9 protein-coding genes are annotated in these 11,846 nt (G+C 68.6%); 4 read left to right on the top strand and 5 right to left on the bottom strand.

The genetic code is table 11. The features are described 5' to 3' along the window. A partial coding sequence (gene dapF / locus WC555_RS11200; protein ID WP_373253607.1) for a diaminopimelate epimerase occupies positions 1-633 on the bottom strand: 633 nt, incomplete at its 3' end. Between the two features lie 60 nt (positions 634-693). Here dapF and WC555_RS11195 point away from each other — a divergent pair. The 3 genes from WC555_RS11195 (at position 694) to WC555_RS11185 (ending at position 6,151) form a co-directional block, all read left to right on the top strand. Continuing rightward, the gene (locus tag WC555_RS11195) at positions 694-1,509 is read left to right on the top strand and encodes a potassium channel family protein (RefSeq protein ID WP_373253606.1); all 816 of its coding nucleotides are present in this window, start codon (positions 694-696) and stop codon (positions 1,507-1,509) included. A 196-nt stretch (positions 1,510-1,705) separates the two neighbouring features. Next, positions 1,706-3,883: a prolyl oligopeptidase family protein gene (locus WC555_RS11190; protein ID WP_373253605.1), complete on the top strand. Its 2,178-nt coding sequence runs from the start codon at positions 1,706-1,708 to the stop codon at positions 3,881-3,883. 48 nt (positions 3,884-3,931) lie between these two features. After that, a complete protein-coding gene (locus tag WC555_RS11185) occupies positions 3,932-6,151 on the top strand; it encodes a prolyl oligopeptidase family protein (protein ID WP_373253603.1) in 2,220 nt (739 codons plus the stop codon). Between the two features lie 156 nt (positions 6,152-6,307). On the opposite strand, the gene WC555_RS11180 is transcribed toward WC555_RS11185, so the two are convergent. The 3 genes from WC555_RS11180 to ftsY form a co-directional block, all read right to left on the bottom strand. Further along, positions 6,308-6,922 carry a MarR family winged helix-turn-helix transcriptional regulator gene (locus WC555_RS11180; RefSeq protein ID WP_373253601.1) on the bottom strand — a complete coding sequence of 205 codons (615 nt, stop codon included), beginning with the start codon at positions 6,920-6,922 and terminating at the stop codon, positions 6,308-6,310. Between the two features lie 78 nt (positions 6,923-7,000). Next, positions 7,001-7,693, bottom strand: a complete 693-nt coding sequence (locus WC555_RS11175) for an inner membrane-spanning protein YciB (protein WP_373253599.1) — start codon at positions 7,691-7,693, stop codon at positions 7,001-7,003. A 3-nt stretch (positions 7,694-7,696) separates the two neighbouring features. After that, a complete protein-coding gene (gene ftsY / locus WC555_RS11170; protein WP_373253598.1) occupies positions 7,697-8,632 on the bottom strand; it encodes a signal recognition particle-docking protein FtsY in 936 nt (311 codons plus the stop codon). Between the two features lie 190 nt (positions 8,633-8,822). Here ftsY and WC555_RS11165 point away from each other — a divergent pair, with 190 nt between their 5' ends. Then, a complete protein-coding gene (locus tag WC555_RS11165) occupies positions 8,823-10,868 on the top strand; it encodes an NAD(+) synthase (RefSeq protein WP_373253596.1) in 2,046 nt (681 codons plus the stop codon). A gap of 62 nt (positions 10,869-10,930) precedes the next feature. On the opposite strand, the gene WC555_RS11160 is transcribed toward WC555_RS11165, so the two are convergent. Further along, positions 10,931-11,806: an alpha/beta fold hydrolase gene (locus WC555_RS11160; RefSeq protein ID WP_373253594.1), complete on the bottom strand. Its 876-nt coding sequence runs from the start codon at positions 11,804-11,806 to the stop codon at positions 10,931-10,933. Positions 11,807-11,846 lie beyond the last annotated feature (40 nt).

Below are 11,846 nucleotides of genomic sequence, written 5' to 3'. Positions count from 1 at the left end.
CTCCCACACGCGCAGGCGGATGCGGTCGGGGGCGATCACATGGGCGAAGCCGACGTTGACGCCCTCGGGGAAGCGCGGGTGGTGTTCGATCAGCGAACCCGTGCCGCGCACGAAGCCGTCGTTCGGCGCATGATCCATGAAGAAGACGACATGGGGATTGCCCATCGAGACGGCGCCGGGGGTGTGCAGCACCGGGTCGTCGATCGGGCCGACCTGAAGCTCGATGCCGCGGGTGTCCATCGCCTCGTCCAGCGGGATCTGCGCCCAGTCCAGCCGGGGGGCGCCCATGTCCACGGTGATCCGGCCGTCCCCCGCCCGCCGCGCCGTCGTCGGACCGGCCAGGGTGTCGATGACGACGCTGTCCTTGCCGGTCGACTCCATCAGCAGCCAGCCGACGCAGCGCAGGGCGTTGCCGCAGGTCTCGACCTTGCCGCCGTCGGCGTTCCACACCCGCATGAAGGCGTCGCCGGCGGTGGACGGTTCGATGGCGATCAGCTGGTCGCAGCCCTCGCCGGTCGCGCGATCGGCGATGGCGCGCGCCTGACCGGCCGTCGGGGCGAACGGCGTCTCCAGGGCATTGACGACGACGAAGTCGTTGCCGGCGCCGTTCATCTTGACGAAAGGACGGGTCATCACGGCGCCGATATAGAGACGGACTGGACCCGACGCGAGGGAACCGCGTTAAGCTGGGCCATGAGTCGCGCGACGCCCGTCAGCAAGTCCGAACCTCCGAAGGCCGACGGCCTGCGTCTGCGGGCCCGGCTGCGCTACCTCTACCACGGCTCGTCGCCGCTGGCGGTGCGGTTCCGGCTGGCGGTCATCGCCATCGATTTCGCCATCATCGGCTTCTTCCTGATCGCCCCGATCCTGCATGAGGCGGGGCTGGTCTTCTATATCATCGACTATCTGATCGCGGCCGTGCTCGGGCTGGATCTCGCGGCCCGGGCCTATGCCCACACCGACCTGAGGGACTGGCTGAAGAAGCCGGTGGTCTGGGTCGATCTGTTCGTGCTGGCGACCCTGCTGTTCCCGGCCTGGCTGTTCAACTTCGGCTTCCTGCGTCTGCTGCGGCTGTGGACCCTGCTGAACTCGGACTTCTTCTGGCGCACCGTGGGTCACAAGTACGACGACACGCGGGTGGAGGAGATCACCCGGGCCCTGGCCTCGCTGGTGACCTTCATCTTCGTGGTGACCGGCTTCGTCTACGCCACCTTCCGCGGCAGCCATGCGGGGATCAGCGGCTATCTGGACGCCCTGTATTTCACCGTCGCCACCCTGACGACGACCGGGTTCGGCGACATCACCCTGCCCGGCAACTGGGGCCGCCTGCTGTCGATCGTGGTCATGCTGACGGGCATCACCCTGTTCCTGCGGCTGGCCCAGACCATCTTCAAGCCGCACAAGGTCAAATTCCCCTGCCCCACCTGCGGCCTGCAGAAACACGATCCGGACGCGGTGCACTGCAAGGCGTGCGGAGTGGTGCTGTGTATTCCGGATGAGGGGTCGTGAAGGCAGGCAACAGGCAACAGGCAACAGGGGGCAGCGAGTTTCCCTGCCAGACGCTCTTCCTTCCTGTTGCCTGTTGCCTGTTGCCTCTCGCCTCCTTCCCCCAACATGACAAAGCCGTAACGTCGGCCTGCTCACGCTTGTGACCGACCCGTCGCCCGGTAAGGTGCCGCCCGACCGACATCGGGGACCGTCACACATGATCCGCACCGCCGCGCTCGCCGCGCTTCTCGCTTCCACCGCCCTTTCGAGCGCCGCCATGGCCCAGACCTCCGTACCCGCCCCGGCCGCCGCAGGGAGCGCCGGAGGCTTCGCGACCTCGGACGCCGCCGATCCGTATCTGTGGCTGGAAGAGATCGACGGCGAACGGGCCATGGCCTGGGTCAATGCGCAGAACGAGCGGTCCCTCGGCGTGCTGCGCGGCGATCCGCGTTTCGAGACCCTGCACCAGCAGGCGCTGGAGATCGTCCAGTCGCGCGACCGCATCCCGTCGCCCGGCTTCAACCGCGACGGCACGATCGACAATTTCTGGCAGGACGCGGAGCATGTGCGCGGCGTCTGGCGCACCACGACCCTGGACAGCTATCGGACCGAGGCGCCGCAGTGGGAGACCATCCTCGACTTCGACGCCCTGGCCGCGGCCGAGGGCAAGAACTGGGTCTACAAGGGGGCGACCTGCCTGCCGCCCGAGGAGACGCGCTGCCTGATCTCCCTGTCGGACGGGGGCAAGGACGCGGTGACGGTGCGCGAGTTCGACCGGGCGACGAAGACCTTCGTGGACGGCGGCTTCATCCTGCCGGAGTCCAAGGGCGGGGCGTCGTGGGTCGATGAGAACACCCTGCTGATCGCGCGCGATTTCGGACCGGGCACCCTGACGAGCTCGGGCTATCCGATGATCGTCAAGGTGCTGACGCGCGGCCAGACGATCGATCACGCGCGCACCGTCTTCACGGGCCAGCCGACCGACGTCTCGGTGTCGGGCTATACGCTGCGCGACGCCGACGGCGTGGTGCAGGCGACGCTGATCAACCGCGGGATCAATTTCTATGAGGGCGAGACGCACCGGCTGAACGCGGACGGCACGACGACGAAGCTGGAGCTGCCGGCCAAGTCGAACATCAACGCCCTGGTGCGGGGCCAGCTGGTGGTGACGACCGATCAGGACTGGACCGCGCCCTCGGGGCAGGAATTCCGGACCGGCGACGTCATCGCCTGGAACCTGGACCGCTGGCTGGCCGATCCGGCGACGCCGGCGCAGCTGGTGATCCGCCCGACGGAGCGCGAGGCCATCGAGGGCATCACCGCGACGCGCAACACGCTGGTCGTGGCCCTGTACCAGAACGTGCGTGGCGGGGTGTATGTCTATGAGCCCGCTGCCTCGGGGGAGTGGGCGCGGACGCGGCTGGACCTGCCGCAGAACGTCTCGGTCGGCGTCGGCTCGGCCAGCGAGCGGGACGACAAAATCTTCGTCAGCGTCACCGGCTATCTGAACCCGTCGAGCCTGTATCTGGCCGATGCGGCGACGGGCGCGACCGACCTGACCAAATCCCTGCCGGCCAAGTTCGACGCCACGGGCATGACGGTCGACCAGTTCGAGGCGACCTCGGCCGACGGGACCAGGATCCCCTATTTCGTCGTCCACAAGGGCGACATGGCCATGGACGGGTCGAACCCGACCCTGCTGTACGGCTATGGCGGCTTCCAGAACTCGCTGCTGCCCGGCTATTCGGCCACGGTCGGCAAGCTGTGGCTGGAGCGGGGCGGGGTCTATGTCATCGCCAATACGCGCGGCGGCGGCGAGTTCGGGCCCAATTGGCACCAGGCGGCGCTGCAGCAGAACCGGCAGCGGGCGCACGAGGACTATCAGGCCGTGGCCCTGGACCTGATCGCGCGCGACATCACCAGCCAGCCGAAGCTGGGCATCATGGGCGGCTCGCAGGGCGGGCTGTTCATGGGGGCGATGCTGACCCAGCGGCCGGACCTGATCAACGCCGCGGTCATCCAGGTGCCGCTGTTCGACATGCTGCGCTTCCACAAGCTGCTGGCGGGGGCTTCGTGGATGGCGGAATACGGCAATCCGGACGTGCCCGAAGAGCGGGCGTGGATCGAGGCCTATTCGCCGTATCAGCGGCTTGAAGCGGGCCAGCCCTATCCCGAGGTCTTCATCCACACCTCGACCAAGGACGACCGCGTCCATCCGGGCCACGCCCGCAAGGCGGCGGCGCGTCTGCTGGAGCTGGGCTATCCGGTGCTGTTCTACGAGAACACCGACGGCGGCCATGCGGCGGGGGCCAATCTGCGCGAGACGGCGCGACGGCTGGCGCTGGAATACACCTATCTGAGCCGCCGGCTGATGGACGAGCCGGCCCAGGAATAGGTCTGAAACACGGGGGTCCCGGCTGGCCGGGATGAGCGGAGTCAACGTATGCGCATCCTTCTCTTCACGGCTTCGGCCCTCGCCCTGACGGCCTGCGCGTCCACCGCGCCGGCGCCGGCGGACGGGGCCCCGGTCGTCTGGGGTCCCGCCGCGCGGATCGCGCGCCCCGCGCCGCCGCCGCACCTGCCGGCGGATCTGACCCCCGCCGGGGTGCGCGCCGCCGACGATCATCTGGCGCTGGAAGAGGTCAACGGGGCCGAGGCCATGGCCTTCGTGGCCGGCGAGAACGAGCGGTCCCTGGCCGCCCTGACCGGCGATCCGCGCTATGAGACCTTCCGCCGGCAGGCCTTCGACATCCTGTCGGCGACGGACCGGATTCCGGGGCCGTCCTTCCTCGGCGAGGGGATCGGCAATTTCTGGCAGGACGCGGCCAATCCGAAGGGGATCTGGCGGCGCACGACGCTGGACAGCTATCGCTCGGCGAACACGCGGTGGGAGACGATGCTCGACGTCGACGCCCTGGCGAAGGCCGAGGGCCGGGACTGGGTCTGGAAGGGCGCCGACTGCCTCGCGCCGGACGAGACGCGATGCCTGGTCAACCTGTCCGACGGCGGCAAGGACGCGGTCGTGGTACGCGAGTTCGATACGGTGACGGGGCTGTGGGTCGAGGACGGCTTCATCCTGCCGGAGGGCAAGCACCGGCTGGAGTGGCTGGACCGCGACACCCTGCTGGTGGCCACGGACTTCGGGTCGGGCACGCTGACGGAGAGCGGCTATCCCTTCATCGTCAAGTCGCTGAAGCGGGGGCAGACGCTGGCGCAGGCGACCGAGGTCTATCGCGGCGACATCGGCGACGGGGGGTATGGGGTGAGCCCGTCGGTCTATCGGAACGGCGCGGGCGAGGTCTTGGGCGTGCTGATCAGCCGGCCACTCGACACCTTCCGCAGCGAGACATGGGAACTGGTGGACGGAACGCCGGTGAAGCTGAACCTGCCGGAACGCGTCAGCATTCGTGGCATGATGGGCGAGCAACTCGTCGTCACGCTTGATGAGGCGTGGAACCACGAAGACCACGTCGTCCCGGCGGGCTCCCTGCTCGCTGTCGTCACCGCAAAGCTTCGACCACTCGGGCGAGACGAGGTGATCGTCTCCAACTTCGACGAGACCGTCTTCACGCCGACGGCGCGTCAGTCGGTCGAGGATGTCGCCGTCATGGACGACCGGATCGTCGCCACCCTCTACGACAACGTCCGCGGCCGCACCGCCGTGTTCCAGAACCGGGGCGAACGGGGCTGGCCGGAGACCTCGCTGCCGGCGCCCGAGAACGCCGCCGTCCACCTGGGCTCGTCCAGCCGGGAATCCGGCCGCATCTTCTATTCCTACGAAGGCTTCCTGACGCCCTCGACCCTGGCGTTGGCCGATGCGCGGGCGGGGACGGCCGAGACGGTGCGCCAGGCCCCGGCCCGCTTCGACGCCTCGACCCACGTCGTCGAACAGTTCGAGGCCACCTCGTCGGACGGGACGAAGATCCCCTATTTCGTGGTCCGGCCGAAGGCGCTGGTCATGGACGGCCACGCTCCCACGATCATCTATGGCTACGGCGGGTTCCAGGTGTCCAAGCCGCCCGCCTACATCCCCGAGATGGGCAGGCTGTGGCTCGAGAACGGCGGGGTCTACGTCAACGCCAACATCCGCGGCGGCGGCGAGTTCGGTCCGGCCTGGCACCAGTCGGTGCTCAAGGAGAACCGGCAGCTGGCGTTCGACGACTATGCGGCGGTCGCGCGGGACCTGCAGCAGCGCGGGATCACCTCGCCGCGCCGGACCGGCATCTATGGCCGGTCGAACGGCGGGGTGCTGACCTCGGTGGCCGTCACCCAGCATCCGGAGCTGATCAATGCGGCGGTGATCGAAAGCCCGCTGATCGACATGCTGCGCTATCACGAACTGCCGGCCGGGGCGTCGTGGATCGGCGAGTACGGCGACCCGCGCATCCCGGAAGAGGCGGCGTACATCGCCCGCTATTCGGCCTATCAGCAGCTTCGTCCGGAGACAGAGTATCCGCGGGTCTACATCACCACCAATACGCGGGACGACCGGGTGCATCCGGGCCATGCGCGCAAATTCGCGGCGCGGCTGGGCGAGCAGGGCCACGACCATCTCTATTACGAAGAGACGTCAGGCGGGCATTCCAATGACGCCGATCCGGTCGCCAACGCGCGGCGATGGGCCCGGCATTATGTGTATCTGAGCCAGCAGCTGGTGGATTGAGGGGGCGCCCTTCTCCCCTCCGGGGGAGAAGGTGGCCCGGAGGGCCGGATGAGGGGGATGCCTGACGCGATCACCCTTCCGGCCGGAACGCCCTGACCTGACCCCTCATCCGTCACGCTTCGCGCGACACCTTCCCCCCCAAGGGGAGAAGGGACGTCAAGCCGGCTCCAGCACCCTGGCCTTCTTCGCCTTGGCCGGTTTTTCGGCCTTGGGAAGTTTGGCGGGCTTGTCCGCCTTCTTCGCCAGTTTTTCGGCCTTCTTCGCCTCGCGCGCGGCCTTCTTGGCGGCGCGGGCCTCGGCCTTGGCCTTGGCGGGGGCGGCGTCGGCCTCTCCGGCCAGTTCGGCCAGCAGGTCGAGGAAGCCGTCGCGCTTGCCCTTGGGCAGCAGCGACATGATCCGTTTGTCGGCCGCCTCGACCTTCGGGCGGGCCGCTTCCAGGGCCGCCTGACCGGCGACGGACAGGCGCACGGCCTTGGCCCGGGCGTCGATGACGGACTTTTCGCGGTCCAGCAGGCCCTTGGCCGTCATGCGCGAGACCAGGTCGGCCAGGGTCGAGCGGTCGATGCCGGTGGCCCGGACCAGATCGGTCTGGGTCAGGCCGGACTTGTGGCTGACCGCTTCCAGCACGGCGAACTGGCGCTGGGTCAGGCCGTCCGCACCCGTCTCTTCGGAATAGATGTCGAGCGCCAGCTGCAGCACGCGATGCATCAGGTGGCTGGGCGACGCGCCCAGACCCCCGCCGCGTTTCGCCTTGTTCCCGGACTTGACCATGGACCGTATCCCCTTGAACGCAGCGACAGTGCTAGCAGGCGCATTTTACGGTTTGACGACGGACGATACGTCGACCGTTCACGGCGCCCGGTCCGGCTCGGCCGGGGCCATCGGATCGACGGGTTTGTCGGTCGAGGTCAGGTTGCGCATGATCAGCGGAATCTGGGACAGGCCGAACGCCGAGGAGGCGACCCACAGCACCCCCCGGAAGCTGACCCAGACATCGGCCGGATCGATATCGACGCGGCCGAGGCGGGCGGCCGCCCAGCCGACCAGGGCCTCGCTGCGCACCAGTTCGTTGACGATGGCGACCGCCAGGAAGAAGAGGCCGTAGCGGAAGGTCAGGGTGCGCCAGGCCCGGTCGTTGATCGGGATCACCGTGCCGAGCAGGGCCCGCAGGGGTTGTTTGTCCAGCCAGAGACCGCCCAGCAGACCGATGGCGAGGCAGGCGTTGAGGATGGTGACCTTGAGCTTGACCCACAGGCCGTCGCCCGTGAACAGGGTCAGCAGGCCGAAGACCAGGGCGAATCCGCCGACCAGCAGCGGCAGCACGGCCAGCCGCTTTTCGACGATCAGGCCGATCGCCACGCCCACGGCCGAGCCGGCGACCAGGAACCAGGTGGCGTTGACCAGGGCCGCATCGCCGTCCAGGCCGCGCAGACGCAGCACCAGAAAGGCGAGGCCGAAAGCCAGCAGGCCGCTGAAATCGACCGCCTGGCGCAGGCGGGACTCCTTTTGCGCCTTCGGGGCAGGGGCAGCGTCATCACTCATGAGTCAGTCCTCAAGCCCCACCAATGATCTTGAAAAGGCTCGCGCGTCGAAGGGTTGCAGATCGTCGACGCCTTCGCCGACGCCGATCAGCTTGATGGGGGCGTCCGAGGCCTGGGCGACGGGCACCAGCACCCCGCCGCGGGCCGTGCCGTCCAGCTTGGTCATGACCAGGCCGGAGACATAGGCGGTGCGGCCGAAGATCTGTTCCTGGGCGAGGGCGTTGCGGCCGACGGTGGCGTCGAGCACCAGCAGGGTCTCATGCGGCGCCTCCGGGTCGATCTTCTTCAGCACGCGCACGATCTTGAGCAGTTCGTCCATCAGGGCCGACTTGTTCTGCAGCCGGCCGGCGGTGTCGATGAGGACGACGTCATAGCCCTCGGCCCTGGCCCGGGTGTAGGCGTCGAAGGCCAGGCCGGCGGGGTCGGCGCCGTCGCGGCGGCTTTCGAAGGTCGCCCCGGCGCGCTCGGACCAGACCTTGAGCTGTTCGCGGGCGGCGGCGCGGAAGGTGTCGCAGGCCACGATCATGACCTTGGCGCCCTGGCCGGTCAGGTCGGAGGCGATCTTGCCCAGGGTGGTGGTCTTGCCCGAGCCGTTGACGCCGACGAACAGGGTGACGAAGGGGCGGGGGCCGTTCAGCGGCTCGTAGCGGGCCTCGTGATGGACCAGTTCGGCGGCGACGGCCTCGGCCAGGGCCTCCTTGACCTCGCGTTCGTTGGCGCCGGCGCCGAAGCGCAGCTCGCGGAAGCGGGCGACGATGCGGTCGGTCGCGGCGGGGCCGAGATCGCTTTCCAGCAGATGCTCTTCCAGCCCGTCCAGGGCGGCCTCGGACAGGGGTTCCTTGACGAAGGCGGCGACGACCTGCTCGGTCATCTGTTTCGAGGAGCGGGAGAGGCCCTCGCCCAGGCGCGAGAGCCAGCCCTTTTTCGGCGTGTCGTTCATGGGTTGGCTTTAGCGGGGCATTGCGGGCGCGTCACGCGAACCTGCAAAATACTCCGTGCATCCCCGCGAAGGCGGGGACCCAGACCCTTGGGCGACCGGACGATGGGAGTTGCCGCTGATGGCGATCCCACCCACTTTGCCTTACGAAAGCACTGGGTCCCCGCCTTCGCGGGGATGCACGGAAAGTTTGATGCCCAAAGCCCACCCGTTCCACTCCCCCCGCACCCACGGCTTCGTCCGCGTGGCCGCCGCGACGCCGGTCGTGCATATCGCCGATCCGGTCGCCAATGCGGAGGAACACGCCGCCCTGATCCGGCAGGCGGGCGAGCAGGGCGTGGACCTGATCGTCTTCCCCGAGCTGAGCCTGAGCGGCTACGCCATCGATGATCTGCTGATGCAGGAGGCCCTGCTGGCCGAGGTCGAGCGGCGCATCGCCGAACTGGCCGAGGTTGCGGACGAGGCCGGCGTCGTGGCCGTGATCGGCGCGCCGCTCCGCAACGGCGACGCCCTGTACAATTGCGCCGTGGTGCTGGGGTCGGGCGCCGTGCTGGGCGTCGTGCCCAAGGCCTATCTGCCGAACTACCGCGAATACTATGAGAAGCGCTGGTTCGCGCCGGCGGCCAGCCGGTCCGAGGACCTGATCGTGCTGAACGGCGAGACGATCGATTTCGCGCCGGGCCTGATCTTCGAGGCCGCCAACCGGCCGGGCTTCGTCTTCGCCGCCGAGATCTGCGAGGATTTCTGGGCGCCGCTGCCGCCGTCGACGCGGGCGGCCCTGGCCGGCGCGCGCATCCTGCTGAACCTGTCGGCCTCCAACATCGTCATCGGCAAGGCGGACGAGCGGGCCGTGCTGTGCGCCAGCCAGTCGATGCGGACGCAAGGCGCCTACGTCTTCACCGCCTCGGGCTGGGGCGAAAGCACCACCGACCTGGCGTGGGACGGTCAGGCGACGATCCATGAACTGGGCGCCCGACTGGCCGAGGGCGAGCGGTTCTCGCTGGAGAGCCATCTGACGATCGCCGACATCGACGTCGAACGGATCGGCCTGGACCGGCTGCGCAACGGCACCTTCGCCGACTGCGCCCGCATCGAGGGCGAGCCCGCGACGATCGTGCCGTTCGAGGCGCGTGAGGACGGCCGGACCGATGATCTGATCCGGCCGCTGGACCGCTTCCCCTTCGTGCCCGACGATCCGGCGCGGCTGGACCACGACTGCTACGAGGCCTTCAACATCCAGGTCCAGGGGCTGATGCGCCGGATGAAGGCGACAAACGGCGAGCGTGTCGTCATCGGGGTGTCGGGCGGACTGGATTCGACCCAGGCCCTGCTGGTCGCCTGCCGGGCCTTCGACCGGCTGAAGCTGCCGCGCGGCAATATTCTGGGCTTCACCCTGCCGGGGTTCGCGACCTCGGAGGGGACGAAGTCGAACGCCCACGCCCTGATGAAGGCGCTGGGGGTCAGCGCCCATGAGATCGACATCCGTCCGGCCGCGACCCGGATGCTGAACGATATCGGCCATGCCTTCGCCATGGGCGAGCCGGTTCACGACATCACCTTCGAGAATGTGCAGGCCGGTCTGAGGACGGACTATCTGTTTCGTCTGGCCAACCAGCATGACGCCTTCGTGCTGGGCACCGGCGACCTTTCGGAACTGGCGCTGGGCTGGTCGACCTATGGCGTCGGCGACCATATGAGCCACTACAACGTCAACGGCGGGGTGGCGAAGACGCTGATCCGGCACCTGATCCGCTGGGTGGCGGCGAAGGAGCACGCCGGCGAGGCGGCGGCGGTGCTGAACGCCATTCTGGACACGGAGATTTCGCCGGAACTGGTGCCCCCCGGCGCCGACGGCAGGATCCAGTCGACCGAGGCGACCGTCGGCCCCTATGCGCTGAACGACTTCTTCCTCTTCCATGTGACCCGGTTCGGGCTGAAGCCGTCGAAGGTGGCGTATCTGGCGCATCAGGCGTGGAAGGATGCGTCCGCCGGTCACTGGCCGACCGCGACGCCGGACGCCGAGCGGATCGCCTACGACCTGCCGACGATCAAGGCCTGGCTGGCGAAATTCCTGTTCCGCTTCTTCCAGACCAGCCAGTTCAAACGCTCGGCCCTGCCCAACGGGCCCAAGGTGGTCACCGGCGGCTCGCTGTCGCCGCGCGGCGACTGGCGCGCGCCGTCCGACGCCACGGCGCGGGTGTGGCTGGACGAGCTGGAGGGGAATGTGCCGGGGGAGTGATCAGGCAACAGGCAACAGGCAACAGAACCTGATGCCTGTTGCCTGAGTCCTGTTGCCTTTCCTCACGGCAGTTCGCTCAGGAACGGGAAGATCGCCGCCTTGACCTCGGGTTCGTCCAGCATGGGGGCGTGGCCGATGCCGGGCGCCTCGACATAGTCCATCTTCGGGGCGCGCTTGCGCATCTTCGCCGCGATCGCCGGACTCAGCAGGTCGGAGGTCTCGCCGCGGACCAGCAGGACCGGGCGGCCCTTCGTCAGTCGGCTGAACATGGGCCACAGATTGGGGACGAGGGCCTTCGCCCCGGCGGCGCGGATCGGCACGGCGATGTCGGGATCATAGTCCAGCACCGGCGCGCCCTCGGTGCCGACCTTGAAGACCCGGCGGGCGAAGGCGTCCCAGTCGGCGTCCGTATAGTGGGGGAAGGCGACGGCGTTGTGCAGCTTCACATAGGCGGCGGCCTCGGCCCAGCCGGGGGTGTCGACGGGCTGGCCGGAATAGGCGGCGATGCGCATCAGCCCCTCCTTCGCCACCTCGGGGCCGATGTCGTTGAGGATGGCGCCGGCGATGACCCTCGAGCGGATGGCGGCCAGGGCCATGGTGATCAGCCCGCCCATGGAGGTGCCGAGGAAGACGGCGCGCTCGATCCCCGACTGGCTCATCAGGGCCAGTACGTCCCGGGCGTAGGTCGCGGGCTGGTAGGTCATCGGATCGGGCGCGCGGTCCGAGCGGCCGCGGCCGCGGACGTCGACGGCCAGGACGCGGCGGCCGCTCTGGGCGATCAGGGGCGCGATGGCGTCGAAATCGGCCGAGTTGCGCGTCAGGCCGTGGATGGCGATGACCGGCAGTTTCGCGGGACCCGCCGCGGCCGCATAGTCGCGGGCGTACAGGCTGAGGCCGTCGGCGCTGGTCCAGCGGCGGTCGGCGAAGGTCTGGGTCATGCAGGGCTCCGGGCGGTCGAACCCCAGCTTATTTCATCGG

The organism is Brevundimonas sp., from assembly GCF_041648615.1.
Taxonomy (GTDB): Bacteria; Pseudomonadota; Alphaproteobacteria; order Caulobacterales; family Caulobacteraceae; genus Brevundimonas.
Note: the sequence above shows the minus strand (reverse complement) of the source record. Positions and strands in the feature narration are given on the sequence as shown.

Bases quoted from the DNA above. Each gene is read 5' to 3' on its own strand.
- WC555_RS11190 (WP_373253605.1), top strand. From the start codon at position 1,706: ATGATCCGCACCGCCGCGCTCGCCGCGCTTCTCGCTTCCACCGCCCTT.
- WC555_RS11165 (WP_373253596.1), top strand. From the start codon at position 8,823: ATGCCCAAAGCCCACCCGTTCCACTCCCCCCGCACCCACGGCTTCGTC.
- WC555_RS11160 (WP_373253594.1), bottom strand. From the start codon at position 11,806: ATGACCCAGACCTTCGCCGACCGCCGCTGGACCAGCGCCGACGGCCTC.
- ftsY (WP_373253598.1), bottom strand. From the start codon at position 8,632: ATGAACGACACGCCGAAAAAGGGCTGGCTCTCGCGCCTGGGCGAGGGC.
- WC555_RS11180 (WP_373253601.1), bottom strand. From the start codon at position 6,922: ATGGTCAAGTCCGGGAACAAGGCGAAACGCGGCGGGGGTCTGGGCGCG.
- WC555_RS11195 (WP_373253606.1), top strand. From the start codon at position 694: ATGAGTCGCGCGACGCCCGTCAGCAAGTCCGAACCTCCGAAGGCCGAC.
- WC555_RS11185 (WP_373253603.1), top strand. From the start codon at position 3,932: ATGCGCATCCTTCTCTTCACGGCTTCGGCCCTCGCCCTGACGGCCTGC.
- WC555_RS11175 (WP_373253599.1), bottom strand. From the start codon at position 7,693: ATGAGTGATGACGCTGCCCCTGCCCCGAAGGCGCAAAAGGAGTCCCGC.